This is a genomic window from Burkholderia sp. Bp9015 (genome assembly GCF_003853505.1).
In the GTDB taxonomy this organism is placed as follows: Bacteria; Pseudomonadota; Gammaproteobacteria; order Burkholderiales; family Burkholderiaceae; genus Burkholderia.
Genome location: NZ_QTPZ01000005.1, coordinates 213,279 through 230,481, shown reverse-complemented (window position 1 = coordinate 230,481; position 17,203 = coordinate 213,279). Strand labels below are relative to the sequence as shown.

General features: G+C 66.8%; 13 protein-coding genes. 5 read left to right on the top strand and 8 right to left on the bottom strand.

Annotated features, from left to right (window positions below):
* Positions 1–2: 2 nt before the first annotated feature.
* Complete coding sequence (locus tag DIE12_RS08420) at positions 3–1,160, bottom strand: amine dehydrogenase large subunit (protein WP_124521508.1); 1,158 nt, start codon at positions 1,158–1,160, stop codon at positions 3–5.
* Positions 1,161–1,401: 241 nt separating this feature from the next.
* On the opposite strand from DIE12_RS08420, the gene DIE12_RS08415 reads away from it, so the two are divergent.
* The 5 genes from DIE12_RS08415 to DIE12_RS08395 all read left to right on the top strand — a co-directional run bounded on the left by DIE12_RS08415 (position 1,402) and on the right by DIE12_RS08395 (position 7,451).
* Positions 1,402–2,364, top strand: coding sequence for a helix-turn-helix domain-containing protein (locus DIE12_RS08415; protein ID WP_124521506.1), 963 nt, complete (start codon positions 1,402–1,404; stop codon positions 2,362–2,364).
* 137 nt (positions 2,365–2,501) lie between these two features.
* Complete coding sequence (locus DIE12_RS08410) at positions 2,502–3,446, top strand: GlxA family transcriptional regulator (RefSeq protein ID WP_044847758.1); 945 nt, start codon at positions 2,502–2,504, stop codon at positions 3,444–3,446.
* A 474-nt stretch (positions 3,447–3,920) separates the two neighbouring features.
* Positions 3,921–5,633, top strand: a complete 1,713-nt coding sequence (locus DIE12_RS08405) for a M36 family metallopeptidase (protein ID WP_124521504.1) — start codon at positions 3,921–3,923, stop codon at positions 5,631–5,633.
* 76 nt (positions 5,634–5,709) lie between these two features.
* A complete protein-coding gene (locus DIE12_RS08400) occupies positions 5,710–6,963 on the top strand; it encodes a M20/M25/M40 family metallo-hydrolase (RefSeq protein ID WP_124521502.1) in 1,254 nt (417 codons plus the stop codon).
* A gap of 119 nt (positions 6,964–7,082) precedes the next feature.
* The gene (locus DIE12_RS08395) at positions 7,083–7,451 is read left to right on the top strand and encodes a YbjQ family protein (RefSeq protein ID WP_124485163.1); all 369 of its coding nucleotides are present in this window, start codon (positions 7,083–7,085) and stop codon (positions 7,449–7,451) included.
* A gap of 18 nt (positions 7,452–7,469) precedes the next feature.
* Here DIE12_RS08395 and DIE12_RS08390 read toward each other — a convergent pair whose 3' ends face one another.
* The 7 genes from DIE12_RS08390 to betC all read right to left on the bottom strand — a co-directional run bounded on the left by DIE12_RS08390 (position 7,470) and on the right by betC (position 17,114).
* Positions 7,470–8,120 (bottom strand): PepSY-associated TM helix domain-containing protein, encoded by a 651-nt coding sequence (locus DIE12_RS08390; protein ID WP_409333441.1) that lies wholly within the window; start codon positions 8,118–8,120, stop codon positions 7,470–7,472.
* A 56-nt stretch (positions 8,121–8,176) separates the two neighbouring features.
* Positions 8,177–8,860, bottom strand: coding sequence for a Fe2+-dependent dioxygenase (locus DIE12_RS08385; RefSeq protein ID WP_124521498.1), 684 nt, complete (start codon positions 8,858–8,860; stop codon positions 8,177–8,179).
* 46 nt (positions 8,861–8,906) lie between these two features.
* Positions 8,907–11,102, bottom strand: a complete 2,196-nt coding sequence (locus DIE12_RS08380; RefSeq protein WP_124521496.1) for a TonB-dependent siderophore receptor — start codon at positions 11,100–11,102, stop codon at positions 8,907–8,909.
* A gap of 589 nt (positions 11,103–11,691) precedes the next feature.
* Entirely contained in the window at positions 11,692–12,942 is a 1,251-nt protein-coding gene (locus DIE12_RS08375; protein ID WP_124485159.1) for an MFS transporter, read from the bottom strand.
* A 225-nt stretch (positions 12,943–13,167) separates the two neighbouring features.
* Positions 13,168–14,307, bottom strand: a complete 1,140-nt coding sequence (locus DIE12_RS08370) for a porin (protein ID WP_124485158.1) — start codon at positions 14,305–14,307, stop codon at positions 13,168–13,170.
* A gap of 256 nt (positions 14,308–14,563) precedes the next feature.
* Positions 14,564–15,535 (bottom strand): choline ABC transporter substrate-binding protein, encoded by a 972-nt coding sequence (gene choX, locus DIE12_RS08365; protein ID WP_124485157.1) that lies wholly within the window; start codon positions 15,533–15,535, stop codon positions 14,564–14,566.
* A 43-nt stretch (positions 15,536–15,578) separates the two neighbouring features.
* Positions 15,579–17,114, bottom strand: coding sequence for a choline-sulfatase (betC, locus tag DIE12_RS08360; protein WP_124485156.1), 1,536 nt, complete (start codon positions 17,112–17,114; stop codon positions 15,579–15,581).
* Positions 17,115–17,203 lie beyond the last annotated feature (89 nt).

The following is a 17,203-nucleotide window of genomic DNA, read 5'->3' as shown; positions in this document are numbered from 1 at the left end:
CCTCACGGGTTCACGAGCAGCGTCGGCGTACTGCCGATCTGCTTCTCGACGTGCTGCAGCTTGCCGCTGTGCGCGTCCATCACGACGAGATCGGACGTGCCCGTCAGCCCGTAGAACAGCGGCTTGTCGTCCTCGCTGACCTGGATCGACACGAGCGGATCGACCTTCTGCTGCGCGAGATCCCAGCGCGCGACGCGCTGTTTCGTCTTCAGGTCGTAGATCCACACCTGCGTGCCGGGATCCTTGTGCGTGCCGTCACCACCCTTGTGCATCAGCACGTAGTAGCGGTTCTGCGTGACCTGCACGGCCGTCTGCTGCATGCCGCCCGGGCGCCAGCCTTCGGCGCGCTCGGCGTCGGTCAGCAGCGACCACGACTTGCCGAACGCGGGCCTGGCGCCGCCGAAATCGGCGCTGCGCACGTTGCCGTGATACGTCGTGAACAGGTAGCCGCCCTGGTAGCGCGACGCGTTGATGAAAGCCGGATCGTTGTCGACGTCGATGAATGCATCGGACATCGTGCGCTTCACCTCCTTGCCGTTCGCGTCGAGCGTGACCGTGAGCGCCTTGCCGCTTTCGCACAGCGCGGTGAAGCGGTCGTTCCCCGACGGATACGCAAGCACGCATGCCGCGGTGTCGATCTCGGACAGCACCTGCTTCGACACCGCGTCGATCACCGTCACCGACGCGGCCGGCGTGATGTTCGCGACGTACAGCCGCTTGCCGTCCGCGCTGAACGCGGTGTTGTACGGCGACGGCACGTGCTGCCCGTGCTTCGCCGGAATCACGATCTCTCCGGTGTGATCGAGCGTCGTGTTGTCGGTCATCTCGACGACGTCGGTGCGCGTGCCGTGCGAGCCGCGCGAGAAATAGGTCGTCGCAATGAAGCTCGTCTTGTGGTCGGGCGAAATCGCGAGGCCGGGCGCGAAGCCGCCGTCGATCTGGCCGAGCAGCTTCTTCGCGTCGGCGTCGTACACGAAGATGCGCCCGTCGGTCATCGTCGGCATCGCGATGTCCACGACGTACACCGCGTGCGGATGCCACGGCGGCATCTTCTGCACGACCAGTTCCTCGGGCTTTTCCGTCGCGTCCGCGCTGCCGGCCCACGCCGCCGCGAACGCCAGCGTCGCCGCGAAAGCCGCGGTGCGTCGCCTTGTTCTCATGTCGCCTCCAGTTGGGATTCAGGTAATGTGGGGCGACTGTAGTTCGACAATAAATCGGTTCAGCACCCGGACCGGCAACGCGTGCGTGCCGATTCGGGATATTGGAAAACCGCCTGAAAGCCACCTGCGGCGCACCCCATCCGACCCCGCCAGAACCCCTGCCGGAATAGCGCTCATCCGTATTGCACCGACCGCCCGGTCGGTTTAATCTTGCGCGGTCCGAACGACCGCCGGAGGCGCCGTGCTCGTGTTTCACCAGATGTTCGACGACGCAGACCGGCATGCCGAGGCGCTGCGCGGCTGGGATCAGCGTTACGACCAGATCGGCTGCGGCTCGTATCGCAGCACGGTCAAGCACGTGGAGCTCGACGGCGTGCAGTTGTTCCAGGAAGCGGCGAACGTGCGCGTCATCCAGCGCGGGCGCCTGCCGGCTGGCCATACGGTATTCGGAATGCCGCTCACCGGCTCGGGTACCTTCGCCTTCGGCGATGCGCGCATCGAGCGCGGCACGATCGTGATGGCGCGCGGCGGCTCGCCGTTCGAACTGCATTCACCCGACGACATGTCGCTGATCGGCGTGGTCGTCGACGCCGAGCTGATGCAGCAGATCGAGGATGCCGCCGACGTCCGGGTCGACGAGCGCGCGCTGCGGCGCGGCGTCGTCGACGTGCCGGTCGCCGCACGCGAACGCGCGAGCCTGCAGTTCGCGACACTGCTCGAACGCGTGCTGTCGGCACCCGCCACGTTCGATGCGGCGCGTGCGCAGTCCGAGTTGCGCGGCGAGGTCGCCAACGTGCTCGTCGATCTCCTGACCTACCGGATGCCCGAGCCGTCGAACCGCCTCACGCATGCGTGCCACGCCGACATCGTGCGGCGCGTGCACGACTACGTGATCGGGCACCCGGAAGCGCCCGTCGACATCCTGAGCCTGTGCACGCAGCTGCGCGTGAGCCGGCGCACGATGCAGAACAGCTTCCAGTCGGTCGTGCAGACCGGTCCGCTGAACTACACGCGCTCGCTGCGCCTCGCGCAGGTGCGACGCCTGCTGCTCGACACGCGGCAGTCGGACCTGCCGATCAGCGAAGCGGCCGCGCGCTGGGGCTTCATCCACCTCGGGCATTTCGCGAACGCGTACAGGGCCCAGTTCGGCGAACTGCCTTCGACGACGGCGCGCCGGACGGTGCGCGGCGCAAAAACGCGCTGAGCGCCGGCAAAAACCGCGATAATCGTGCGTTGAACGTCCGGCTTCCGCGGGCCGGGCGCGGCGTGCGCGGGCCTGCCCGCTCGCCGTGCCGCGCCCACGCAGTACGTGACGACCACCCGCTTCCACCCCACGCCCCGATGCCAGAGGATTTCCACTTCCTGTTGCTGCCCGGCTTCTCCGCGCTCGGCTTCATGTCGGCGGTCGAACCGCTGCGCGTCGCGAACCGCTTTCGCACCGAGCTGTACCGCTGGCACGTGATCAGCGCGGACGGCACGCCCGTCGCCGCGAGCAACGGCATTCCTGTCGCGGCCGAAGCCGCGTACGCGGACGTCGCGCAGGTCGAGACGGTGTTCGTCGTCGCCGGCTTCGATCCGCTCGTATGCTACGACCGCGCGCTCGCGGACTGGCTGCGCCGCCAGAACCGGCACGGCGCGACGCTCGGCGGCATCGACACCGGCAGCTTCGTGCTCGCGGAAGCCGGGCTGTTCGACGCATCGCAAACGCTGACGCTGCACTGGGAAGCGCTCGCCGCGTTCCGCGAGCGCTACCCGGGCCTGAACGCGACGCAGGAACTGTTCGAGATCGACGACCGGCGCATCACCTGCGCGGGCGGCACCGCGTCGATCGACATGATGCTCGACCTGATCGGCCGGCGGCATGGCGCCGATCTCGCGGCGGCCATCTCCGAACAGTTCGTCGTGAGCCGCATCCGGCAGCGCTCGGACAGCCAGCGGCTCGAGATCGCCGCGCGCTATGGCGTGCACAACCGCAAGCTGATCCAGGTGATCGACACGATGCAGCGGCACATGGAAACTCCGCTCGGCTCCGATGCGCTCGCGCAGGACGTGGCGATCACGCGGCGCCAGCTCGAACGGCTGTTCAGCGCGACGCTGAACGACACGCCGACGCGCTTCTACCTGAACCTGCGCCTCGATCGCGCACGCGAGCTGCTGCAGCAGACCGACATGAGCATTACGTCGGTGTGCGTTGCGTGCGGCTTCGAATCGCCGTCTCATTTCTCGCGCACGTATCGCTCGCGTTTCGGCGTGAGCCCGCGCAGCGACCGCCGCGCGACGCGCTGAACGGCGCCGCTTTTGCGTACAATCCGGCGCGCCATTGCACGCGCCGGCAGCGTTTCCCGCCATTCGCTCAACAATGCCGCCGATTGATCGACGGACCGAAGCGGCCTTCGAAAATAAATTGCAAAGTTGCCGAAAATATTCTGTAACATACCTCGCAATTAGATAGGCAGCCCTAAGGAGATGAGAGCCCGGGCCCGACGCATGTCGCGCCACGCAGGCTGCCAAACCGATATCAATTCCGAGGGGTATGACATGACGATGCTCGCCTCACCGTCGCCGCACCTGCCTGCCGTTCGCTTCCCCGCCGCCATTCCGTTCCGATGCGTTTCGACCTGACGCTTAGTTATCCTCAGTCAGTCGAATCTCCCAGCACCGCTTCGCCGCACCGGTTCCATCGAGCCGGCGCGCGAGCCGTGTCGTGCCTGCTCGCCACGAGCGCGCGGGCGTGTCCAACCGTTGAGATGAGGATCACCCATGCAGACATCACGCAAAGCATTGCCGCTCGCCCTGGGTCTCGCGCTCGGTTTCGGCATCGTCGGCGGCAGCGCGGCCGATACCAAGGTCGCGAACCCGCAGGCGTCGAGCCTGCGCGAAAGCCTGACGCGCGGCGTGGCACCGGCCGCGGCCAAGGCCGATACCGCCGCGGGGCAATTCCGCGCAGACGGCGTCGCCGTCACGCTGTACAACCCCGCCTATCGCGCGAACAAGGCGGCCGCCACGCCCGCGGCCGCCGCGCGCGATTTCGTCGCGTCGCAGGCGACGCAGCTCGGGCTCGACCCGGCCGCGCTCGCGAGCCTCGCGGTGACGTCGGAGCGCAGCGATGTCGACTTCACCGTCGTGCACTTCCAGCAGCAGGCGGCCGGACTGCCCGTGTACGGCAGCGACATCGCGGTGACGGTCGCGAAGGACGGCCGCATCCTGTACGTCGCGAGCAACACGATCAACGGCGTGGCCGTCACCGCGCGCAAGACACAGGCGGTCGACCAGCAGCAGGCGCTCGACCGCGCCCGCGCGTATCTCGGCGTCAGCGGCTTCACGAACCTCGACGCACAGCGCGTCGCGTTCGTCGACAAGGCCGGCACGCATACCGCATGGAAGGTACGCGGCCGCCCGCAGGACGGCCCGAAGGGCGACTGGGAACTGTTGATCGACGCGGACAGCGGCGAAGTGCTGCGCGCCGAGGACAAGGCGTTCTATGCGACCGACGGCACCGGCTTCGTATTCCGGCCCGATCCGCTTTCGTCGACGAAGAGCAGCTACGGCAGCACGGGCTACAAGGACGGCAACGACGCCGATTCCACCCAGCTCACGGCGGCGCGCGTGCGCGTGACGCTGAAGGATCTCGCGCAGTCGAACTCGCGCTACGTGCTGTCGGGCCCGTATGCGTCGTGCGTCGACTTCGATGCGCCGCGCGACAACGCGTGTCCGGCGCAGGCGACGCCGACGTTCGAGTTCACGCGCGGCAACCTGTATTTCGAGGCGGTGAACACGTACTACCACATCGACACGTTCCTCCGTTACGTGAACCAGACGCTCGGCATCAAGGCGCTGCCTTACCAGTACACGGGCGGCGTGCAGTACGACCCGCACGGCGAATCGGGCGACGACAACTCGTCGTACTCGTCGAGCAGCGGCCGGCTGACCTTCGGCCAGGGCGGTGTCGACGACGCGGAAGATGCGGACGTCGTGATCCACGAGCTCGGCCACGGCATCCACGACTGGGTGACCAACGGCGGCCTGTCGCAGCAGGAAGGCCTGTCGGAAGGCACGGGCGACTATCTCGCCGCCGCGTACAGCCGCGACTTCAATCAATGGAGCCCGTCCGACGCGCAGTATCACTGGGTCTACAACTGGGACGGCCACAACGAATACTGGGGCGGCCGCGTGACGAACTGGAACGTCGGACGCACCTACGCGCAGGCACGCGGCGCCGAGATCCACACGGCCGGCCAGTACTGGGCGTCGTGCAACCTCGTCGCGCGCGACGCGATCGGCGCGCAGGCGATGGACAAGGCCTTCCTGAAAGGGCTGTCGATGACCAACAGCTCGACGAACCAGAAGGCCGCCGCCCAGGCGGTGCTGACGGCCGCCGCCGCGCTCGGCTACAGCAGCGCGCAACTCACGGCGATCGGCAATGCATACAACAAGAGCTGCACGTACGGCGTGACCGTGCCGCAGAAGTCGTAATTCCGCAGCAGGCGGGGGCGTCGCATGACCTGCGACGCCCCTCTTCCTCGACATCGCCATCCTCACGAGATCGAACATGCCTACTCTGACATTGACCCGCCTGAGCGCCGCGCTTGGCGTCATGCTGCTGACCGCCGCCGCGCACGCGACGCCGGTGTGGATCACGCTCGGCGACACCGCGTTCCGCCAGCTTCAACGCATCGATGCGAGCGCAACCGCGCAGTACAGCACGGTGGTCGACGCCGGCAAGACGGCCGACGGCGCCGTGCGCCGCGAAACCGTGCATATCGTCGAGATCGACGATTCACGACTCGGCGAACTCGCCCATGCTGTCCACCATGCGCGCGGCCACGGGCCCGGCTACATCGTGCACGACTCGTTCGACGACGCACGGCAGGCTTTGCAGCCGGTACCCGCAGCACTCGCGAAACAGGCGGCCGTGCCCGCCTACCAGCTATCGAACGCGCCGCAGATCAAGGCCTGGATCCAGCAGCTGCAGGCCAGCAACATCGTCGGCACGATCACGTCGCCGTCCGGCTTCACGAACCGCTACTACACGACGTCGCACGGCGTCGCCGCGTCGGACTGGCTCGCGCTGCAGTGGCGGCAACTGGCCGGTTCGCGCACCGACATCGCCGTCGAGCAGTTCACGCATGCGGGCTTTCCGCAAAAATCCGTGATCCTGACGATCCGCGGCAGCAATCCGGCCTCGGGCACGATCGTGCTGGGCGGCCACCTCGATTCGACGGTCGGCCGCACGACGGAAAACACGCGCTCGCCCGGCGCCGACGACGATGCGTCCGGCATCGCCAGCCTGACCGAAGCGCTGCGCGTGCTGCTCGCGAACGGCTACCGGCCGAAACGGACGATCAAGTTCGTCGGCTACGCGGCCGAGGAAGCCGGCCTGCTCGGGTCGAAGGCGATCGCGAAGCAGTTCCGCACGCAGAACGCGAACGTGGTCGGCGTGCTGCAGCTCGACATGACGAACTACCAGGGCGATCCGAAAGACATCTACCTGATCACCGACTACACGAACGCCGCGCAGAACACCTACCTGACGAACCTCGCGAAGACCTACCTGCCCGAGCTCGCGATCGGCACGTCGCAATGCGGCTATGCGTGCTCGGATCACGCGTCGTGGCATGCGCAAGGCTATCCGGCGTCGTTCCCGTTCGAGGCCGACCAGAACGACAGTCCCTATATCCATACCGTGAACGACACGCTGGAGAATTCGGACCGGCAGGCGAACCACGCGCTGAAGTTCGGCAAGCTGGCGCTTGCGTATGCGGTCGATCTCGGCGGCGACGGCAGTACGACCGTCAAGCGCTGACCGGCCTCGGCCGGCGCGAGTCGCACCGGGCGCGCATGCGTCATGCGCGCCCGGTCGAGCACGTTTCCCGTTCCGGATAGAATCGTCGTTCGACCACTTCCGCACCACGGTGCTCCGCCATGACCGATTTCTCCCGCTCCGTCGACGCCCTCTCGCCCGAGCACGTCACGAGCGCATTCGATTTGCCCGGCCACACGATCGTCCGCTCGCTCGGCGTCGCACAGGGCATCATCGTGCGTTCGCGCTCGATCGTCGGCTCGTTCGGCGCGGCGCTGCAAACCATCTTCGGCGGCAACATCACGCTCTATACGTCGCTGTGCGAGAAGGCGCGCCAGCAGGCGTTCGACAAGATGCTCGCCGACGCGCGCAAGCTCGGCGCGAACGCGATCGTCGCGATGCGCTACGACTCGACCGAGATCGGGTCCGGCGTCACGGAAGTCATCTGCTACGGCACGGCCGTACAGGTCGCGCGCGACGCCGGCGTCTGACCGTCAGCCGTTATGCGCTTATGCGCCGGCCGCACACACGATCGCGACGATCGAGCCGATCACGAGCACCACGCCGATCGTCTTGCGCTTGTTCAGCTCCGTCCACAACAGCACGCCGGTGAGCGACAGCAGGACCAGCGCGCCCGCGAGCGTATCGACGAGCAGCACCCAGCCGATGCTCGTCCCGACGCCCTTGTGCAGGTTCGTCAGCCACGCGAGCGTGCCGTTACCGATACGCTTGAGCGTCATCGTGTCGCTGCCGACCCAGTAGTCGACCGCGACGTTTTCATGCGGCGACGCGAACACGAGTTGCCAGTGCTCGGGCTGCACGGTTTCGCGGTCGCCCCATGCGACCGGATGCGCGGGCTCCTTCTGCACGCGGCCCATGCGTTCGGGCAGATGCAGATCCGGTTGCGCACGCAGCCATTGCTCGAGCTCGCGCGGTGACGCGGGCCGCGGATCGGGCACGCCGAGCCGCAACGTCTCGACGCGCGGCGCGCCGGTCTGGATGCGCAGCGGCGGCGCACGATGATTCAGCAGGAAGCCCGTCGTGCCGAACAGCAGGCCGAGCGCCGCGCCCCACAGGCCGATCCAGCCGTGCACCTTGCGCAGCCATTTGATGAAGGTGCCGCGGCGCGAACGCGCGCCGCCGGAGCCGGCCGGGCGCATGCCCGGCGCGATGCGGGACGCGGATGCCGCGTCGATGTCGATGGGATCGGCAACGCTCACGTCTCGCTCCAGATTCTCAGAAGATTGTGGTAGCAGCCGACCAGGCTGCGGCAAGCCTGCGTATCGGCGCCGCCGGCGTTGAGCCGCTGGATCGCCGTGTCCATGTCGAACAGCAGCGCCCGCTGTGCATCGCTGCGCACGAGGCTCTGCACCCAGAAGAAACTCGCGACGCGCACGCCGCGCGTGACCGGCGTGACCTGGTGCAGGCTCGTCGCCGGATAGACGATCATGTCGCCCGCGGGCAGCTTGACCTGCTGCACGCCATACGCGTCCTCGATCACGAGTTCGCCGCCGTCGTATTCGTCCGGCGCGGACAGGAACAGCGTGACCGACACGTCGGTGCGCAGCTTCACGCCGTTCGGCAGCACGCGCACCGCGCCGTCCACGTGACTGCCGAACGTCATCCCGCCTTCGTAGCGGTTGAAGAGCGGCGGATAGACCTGGTTCGGCAGCGCCGCGCTGATGAACAGCGGATTGCGCTCGACCGCGGCGAGGATCGCGTCGCCCAGTTCGCGCGCAATCGGCGCATGCTCGGCGATCTGCTGGTTGCGCTTGACCGGCACGCCCGTGTAGCCGGCCGTCGCGCGGCCGTCGACCCACGCGTCGCCCGCCTGGTCGAGCCGGTCACGCACCGTGCGCACCTGCTCGGGTGTCAGCACGTTCGGGATGTGTACAAGCATCGTTCCACCTTTTTCATCGAATGACGCGGCGATCGCACGCGTGCGGTCAGAACCGGTAGTCGAGCGTCGCGAGGAACGTGCGTCCGACGCCCGGCACCGCGCGGCCGCCGTCCGACTGGATCAGCGCATCGTAATAGAACTTGTTGGTCAGGTTCAGCAGGTTCAGGCGCAGGTCCCACTGCTTCGCGTGATACGCGGCCGTTGCATCCCAGCGCGTATAGCCGCCCACCTGCACGTAGTTCGTGTTCGCCGCGTAGCGACCCGACATGTAGGTCGGACCGCCGCCGATTTCCCAGTGCGGCGTGAACGCATACGTGGTCCACAGCGTGAACGTGTTGCGTGGCGTGTTCGCCAGCGTCTTGCCCTGGGTGCCGTCGAGCGCGCTCAGGATCACGCCGTTCATGTACGTATAGCTGCCGAACACCTGCCACTTCGGCGTGATGTGGCCCGTCACGCTCGCCTGGAAGCCACGCACGCGAATGTCGCCCTCGAGCAGGTATTCGCCCGTCGACGTCAGCGTGCGCGCGTTGCTCTTCTCCTGCTGGAACAGCGCCGACGTGACCGACAGGTTGTCGTTCAGCAGATCCCACTTGGCGCCGACCTCGTACGACTTCGTGTGTTCCGGCGACAGGTTCTGCGTGTTGTTCGTGACCGTCAGCGTCTCGAGCGACGGGTTGAACGACGTGCCGTACGAGAAGTAGTACGACTGCGATTCGGTCGGCTGGTAGATCACGCCGGCCCGCACGCTCGTGAAGTAGTTGGTCTGCGACGCGTAGCGCGGCGCGCTCACCGTGTTCGCGAGATGCGCCTGGAAGCGATCCCAGCGCAGCCCGCCGACGAACTTCCAGTCGCGGCCGATCGATACCGTGTCGTTCATGTACGCGGCGAGCGTCGTCGCGCCCGATTCAGCGTGATTGGCCGGCGTCTGCGTCGCGTTGGACGCGCTCGACGACAGATAGGCCGGATCGATCAGCGACAGGATCGGCAGGCCGCTGCGCGTGTACGCCTGGTTCGTGTAGCTGTCGTGCCCGACCTCGACGCCCGCGATCAGGTCGTGCTTCACGAAGCCCGTGTCGAACTTGAAATGCGCCATCGTGTCGTTGTCGACCGAATGGTTTTCGATCACGCGATCGTGACTCGCGAGCTTCACGTACAGCGCGGACATCGGCAACGACGTGTAGTTGCCGTTCGCGAGCGCGGTGCTCGACGCGAGCGGCCCGGTCAGCACCGCGTTCGCGGCCGTCTCGCGCGCATCGGTCATCGAGTGCGAGAACGACGTGCGGTTGCTGATCGTCAGCGCGTCGTTGACTCGATGATCGATGCGCGCGGACACCGTCTGCACGTCCTCGATCGTGCGGTCGTCGGTGAGACCGTAGAACGTGTGCTTCGATACCGGCGCCGGATGGCCGTTGAGCGCGAGCACGCCGTAGTCCGGCATGTCGTAGTTGTGCTGGACCAGCGCGGACAGCGTGATCTCCGTCGGCGTGCCGATGCCGAAGCGCAGCTCCGGCGCGATTCCGTAGTCCTTGTTCTTCATCACGTCGCGCGTCGAGCCGAGCGACTGGCCGAACGCGTTGATGCGGAACGCGGAGGTCGCGCCGAGCGGCCGGTTCAGGTCGACGCTCGCGCGGTAGTGGTCGTCGGTGCCGATCGTCGTCGACACTTCGGCGGACGGCTTCAGGTTCGCCTTCTTCGACACCTGGTTGATCACGCCGCCCGTCGAGCCGCGCCCGAACAGCATCGACGACGGGCCGTACAGCACCTCGACCGAATCGAGATCGAACGTGTCGCGGTAGTACTGGTTACGGTCGCGGAAGCCGTCGAGATAGATGTCGTTCTGCGCGGTGAAGCCGCGCAGGTTGATGTTGTTGCCGATCTGCCCGCCTTCCGCGCCGCCGATCGTGATGCCCGGCGCATTGCGCAGCGCGTCCTGGAACGACGTGAGCCCCTGCGATTCCAGCAGCGCCTTGTTGATCACCGTGACCGACTGCGGAATGTCGCGCAGCGCGGTGGGGGTTTTCGCGCCGACGCTCGAACGCTCGGCCTGGAAATCCTGATGCACGGCCTGCCCCGACACGTTGACCGTCGGCAGCGTGTCGCTCGCGGCCGGCGTCGCACTGCCCGGTTTCGCGGTGACGGCCGGCGCCGATTCGGCGCTCGTGCCCTGCGCGAATGCAGGCGAAGCGATAGGCAAAGCAAAGGCCAGCGCGAGCGCACTCGCGAACGGGGTCTTGTTCGGCATGAAAATCCAGTCGGAATTTGAAACCGCCCCGCGTGGACGCGCGGCGACGCGCGCACGAGGCACGGATATACGCTGGCTCGCTGGCCGCCGACGATCAGACCGACGGCGACACTAGCTGGCTACGGTTGACGAGTGACCGGCAGCGCAGTCGTGGCCGCGGTCATGAAAATGAGAATCGGTATCATTCCAGATATTTCTTTTCGTTTCAATCGATACCCGCTTCGTCATACGAAAGCACGATGTTTCGAAAAATTACTGAAATTTTTATGTAATTATATGAATGGCTTTTGTAATTGATCGGGATATTCAGTCTGACAAATTCAGGGCTGGGAGCCTTGTGCAGCAAGGCACTGAAGTATCAGCCTCTTTTCGGATTCCCACCGCGGTGGGCTCGATTATGCCAGCACCGCTTTCAGCTCCGGTACCCCGCATCGCGAGAAACGACAGCACCGGATTGATTGTTCAGACGATTATCCGACCCGAATGCCGTTTGGAATTCGATTGAAACAAGAAAGCAATTTGAAATGAGTTACGGCGAATGAGGCCGGTTTCCCGTGAACGGCAAACGCATCGCCCCGCTGACGTCGATTCAATGATCGCGCTCCAGCGACGTCATGTTCCGCAAGGTCGGGAACAACCGCATCCATGTCAGCGCGACGGCGATCGTCGCCGCGCCGCCGACGACGATCGCCACCGGCGCACCCCACCACGCAGCCGTCACGCCGGATTCGAATTCGCCGAGCTGGTTCGACGTACCGATGAACAGCGAGTTGACCGCGCTCACGCGGCCGAGCATGTCGTCGGGCGTGCGCAGCTGCACGAGCGACAGGCGCACGACGACGCTCACCACGTCCGATGCGCCGAGCGCCGCCAGCGCGACGAGCGACACCACGAAATTGCGTGACAGCCCGAACACGATCGTCGCGATGCCGAACGCGATCACGCCGCCGAACATCGCGCGGCCCGGCCGCCCTTTCAGCGGAAAGCGCGTGAGCCACAGCGTGCCCGCGAGCGCGCCGACCGCCGGCGCCGCGCGCAACGCGCCGAGCCCCCACGGGCCGACCTGCAGGATGTCGCGCGCGTAGATCGGCAGCAGCGCGGTCGCGCCGCCGAACAGCACCGCGAACAGGTCGAGCGACAGCGCGCCGAGGATCGCCGGTTCGCGCCGGATGAACGCGATGCCGGAAAACACCGACCGCAGCGTGACCGGTTCGCGCGCCGGCGGCGCACTGCGCAGCGGAATCGTGCCGCTCAGGATGGCCGCGATCGCGAACGCCACGACGCTCGTGCCGAACGCCGCGGGCGCGCCGACGCCATACAGCACCCCGCCGAACGCGGGCCCGAGAATCTGCGCGGCCTGGTTCGCGGACGTCGACAGCGCGGTCGCGCGCGGCAGGTCGCCGCGCGGCACGACGGCCGGCAGCAGCGACGACACCGACGGCGATTCGAACGCACGCGCGGTGCCGACGATCGCGGCCAGCGCATACACGCCCGGGGCGGTGAGCCCGCCTTGCGCCGCGCCGAACAGGAATACGCCGGCGGCCAGCGCCTCGACGCCCTGGCAGATCGTCGCGATGCGCCGGCGGTCGTAGCGGTCGGCCACCTGCCCGACGACGAGCGTCAGCGCGAACATCGGCACGAACTGCGCAAGCCCGACGAGCCCGAGCGCGAATGCGCTGTGCGTGAGCGCATAGACGTACCAGCCGATCGCGACCGACAGGATCTGGAAAGCGAGCGACGACATCACGCGCGTGCCCCAGAAGCGCTGGAACGGTGTGTGGCGGAACAGGTTGGCGGGTAACGGCGACGGCGAAGTGGATTCGGGTAACGGGGTGGTCATCGGCGAGACGTCATCGGAGGGAAGGCCGGCGATCGCCGATACGCGATGCGGCCAAAGCGCGATGATAGCTTCAACCAACGAAACCTTGCCGGATGCCCGCCGGCCGCGGGCAAGGACGGCGCACACCGCACGACGTTGCATCGCGCCGCAAAAAAAAAGCGCGAACCGCGGTTCGCGCCAAAGAGAGACCTCGCTGAAGACGTCGAAACAACTACCTCACCCCGCTCAGAACGAATGCCGCATCCCGATCCGCACGTCGGCCTGCGTCTGCGTCGTCGACGGCGTGAAGCTGTAGCCGACCACCGCATCGACGCCCTGCGACGCGCGCAGGTAATCGCCGGAGATGTACACATCGGTGCGCTTGGACAGCAGGTAGTGCAGGCCGGCCGTGCCCTGGTTCCAGTGGTGGCCTTCGAAGCGCGTGTGCTGGTAGCCCGCGATGAAGCTCAGCGCCGGCGTGAACTGGTACAAGCCGCCGCCTTCATACACCTGCATGTGCGACGACTGGCCGAAACCCTTGATCGTCGTGTACGAGAAGTTCGCGTCGAGCGTCAGCTTGCCGATCGTGTAGCTGGTGCCGACGCCGAACGTGCCCTGGCTGTCGACGTCCATCGCGGTGTTCGCGAACAGGTCGGTGCGCGCGCCGGTCGCCGGATCGACGGTCACGGTCTGCTGGCCGAGGAACGTATGCGTGCCGATCATCGCGTACGGGTCGAACGCGTAGATGCCGTTCGGGTTGTTCAGGCGCGTGTACGCGGCGCCGATCGAGAAGTCGCCCTTCGTGTAGCTCGCGCCCGCGCTCCATGCGCTGTTGCGGTGGAAGTTGCCGGCGACGTTGCCGAACGAATACATCGCGCCGAACTTGACGCCGTTCAGGTCGTTCGACAGGAACTTGACCGAGTTCGGCAGGCGGTCGCCGTTGAAGCGGTCGAAGTCGCCCTGGTGGATCGCGTAGCCGCTGCCCCATGCCGAGATGTTGTAGATCGACACGAGCTCGTTGGTGATGTCGAGCTGGTTGCCGAACGACAGCGTGCCCCAATCGTTCTGGAGACCGACATAAGCCTGCCGCCCGAACTCCGCCCCGCCGAAGCCGAGCTGGCCGTTGCCGAGGTGGAAACCGCTCTCGAGCGCAAACACGGCCTTCAGGCCGCCGCCGAGATCTTCCGTGCCTTTCAGGCCGAAGCGGTTCCCGTACGAGACGCCGTCATCGAACTTGACCACGTGCGAACCGCCCGTGTTGTTCACGTATGTGATGCCCGCGTCGAGAATCCCGTACAGCGTCACGCTGCTCTGCGCGTGGCCGATGGCGGGAATACAGGCCGCGCATGCCAGCGCGGCGGCTACGGCAACTTTCTTTTGCTTCATTGTCGACCACCCTCCCTGAACCCTTCGATGGAAAGAACCGTGGCCTGGCGCGCACAGCAATACGCCGGCTGATTCGAATTCGGTACGTCCGCTGGCTTCGGCATTTCGTTTTCCGCAATAACGCAGCCATTGGCGAAAAATACAAACCCATATTTCAGGTCACCCGTCTGAAGGCGACACCAAATGGTCTCGATGCGACCGTTCGGGAAAACACGGAGGCGGGCGGCGCGGCGAGAAACCGGCCGCGCGGAGGCTGTCAGCGGGCGTCGAGGGCCGCGCGCACGGCCGGCAACGCGGGGGCGCCGGCCGCCGTGGTAACGCCGTCGAGCCACGCTTCGACGAGCGCTGGATCGGCCTTCAGCGCATGCTGCGCGGCGAGCGCGGGCGACGTCTTGTGGTCGAGCATGTCGGCGATCATCCGGTTCTCGACGTCGACGGAGAACGTCATCTGCCTGAACAGCCGCGCGAGGTTCGCGCACTGGCCGGCAAAGCCCGCGCGCGTGACCGTGTTGACCGTCGCGCCGCCGTAGTTCGGACCGAAATACGCGTCGCCGCCCGACAGGTAGGTCAGTTTGAACTTCGTGTTCATCAGGTGCGGCTCCCACGCGAGAAAGACGATCCAGCGCTTGTCGCGCACCGCGCGCTCGACCTGCGTGAGCATCCCCGTCTCGCTCGATTCGACGAGCGACCAGTTCGCCGCGCCGAGCGCATGGTCGGACAGCATCCGCTTGATGTTCTGGTTCGCGGGCGCGCCGGGCTCGATCCCGTAGATCTTGTCGCCGAAGCGGTCCGCGTAGCGCGCGAGATCGGCGAACGTGTGCACGCCGGCCGCCGCGACGTAGTCGGGCACCGCCAGCGTGAACTTCGCGCCGTTCAGGTTCGCGTGCAGCACGTCGATCGACTTCTCGTCGACGAACGGCTTCACGAGCGGCGCCTGCGCGGGCATCCAGTTGCCGAGGAACACGTCGACCTGCCCTTTCTTCAAGCCCTGGTACGTGATCGGCACCGACAGGTTCGCGACGTCCTGTCGATAGCCGAGCGCCTTCAGCACGACACCGGCCATCGCGTTCGTCGCGTCGATGTCGGTCCAGCCGGGCGCCGCCATCTTCACGTCGCGGCACGTCTGCGGGTCGGCGGCGCGCGCGGGCTGCTGCATCGCCACCACGCACGCAGCCGCGGCGAGCGCGGTGCCCATACTCCGGATTGCTGCATTGCATTGCCGTTTCATGATTCGCTTCCTCCGTCGTTCGTCAATGTCCGCTGCGGCCCGTTCAGCGCCCGACGCGCGGAAAGCGCGCCATCGCTTCGAGCGTGTCGAGTTCGATGTGATTGCGCATGTAGCGCTGGCTCGCGTCGGTGAACGGCTGCCAGTCCCACGCCTGGATGCGGCCCTGCGTCGTCGCCGCGTAATGGAAGCGGCGCCGCCGCTGGCTCGCGCGCACCTGCGCGTCGAGTTCCGGCAGGTTCCAGCGGCGCGCGGCCTCCTCGCGGAATGCGGCGAGCACGCCGGCGGCTTCCGGCAGGCCGGCCAGGTTCGTGCGCTCGCGCGGATCGTCGGCGAGGTTGTAGAGCTGGTCGGGATCGGCCGGGCAATGTACGTATTTCCAGTCGCCGCGGCGGATCATCACGACCGGCGCAACCGCCCCTTCCGCAAGGTATTCGCCCAGCGCGACGTCGTGCGCGGGCGCGCCTTGCAGATGCGGCACGAGGCTCGCGCCGTCGACCGGGTCCGGCCAGCCGCCGGCCGGCGCCGCGCCGGCGAGGTCGACGAGCGTCGGCAGCAAATCGACGTGCGACACCGGCCCGCGCACGCGGGCGGCACCGAAGCGGCCCGGCGCGTGGACGATCAGCGGCACGCGGCAGCCGCCTTCGAAGAACGTCATCTTGTACCAGAGTCCGCGCTCGCCGAGCATGTCGCCATGGTCGGACGTGACGATCACGATCGTGTCGTCGGCGAAGCCGCATTGCTCGAGCGCGGCCAGCACGCTGCCGAACTGCGCGTCGACATAGGACGTCGCGCCGTAGTACGCGCGGCGCGCGGCGCGGATCTGCGCGTCGGTCGGCGGCGTGCGGTCGTTTTCGCAGACGAAGCGCAGCCGCTGCGAATGCGGATCGCTCTGCTGCGCATCGAGCCGCACGGCCGGCATGTCGATCTCGTCGTCGCGGTACAGATCCCAGTATTCGCGCGTGATCGCGTACGGATCGTGCGGATGCGTGAGCGACACGACCATGCAGAACGGCCGCGCGTCATGACCGGCCGCGCGCTCGCGCGCGACGTCGTACAGCTTCTGCTTCGCCGCGAACGTGACTTCGTCGTCGAAATCGAGCTGGTTCGTGCGCACGCACGGGCCGGCCTCGAGCACCGAACTCATGTTGTGATACCAGCTCGGCCGCTCGGTCGGGCGGTCCCAGTCTGGCACCCAGCCGAAGTCGGCCGGATAGATGTCGGTCGTGAGCCGTTCCTCGAAGCCGTGCAGCTGGTCGGGTCCGCAGAAATGCATCTTGCCGGACAGCATCGTCCGGTAGCCGCCCGCGCGCAGGTAGTGCGCGAAAGTCAGCGTTTGCGCCGGCAATTCGGCGGCGTTATCGTAGGCGCCGATACCCGACGGCAGCTTGCCGGTCAGCAGCGAGAAGCGCGACGGCGCGCACAGCGGGCTCGCGCAATACGCGGCGTCGAACACCACGCCTTGCGCCGCGAGCCGGTCGAGCGTCGGCGTGCGCGCGACGCGGTTGCCGTAGGCCGGCAACGCGAACGGCGTCAGCTGGTCGGCCATCAGGATCAGGATGTTGGGAGTCGGGTTCGTCATCGGCGGTCTTGGGGAAATCGGTGTTCGAATGGAGCGGCGCGACGCTCGGGCGGCGACACGGCCGGCATGACGGACGCAGCCTGAAGAAA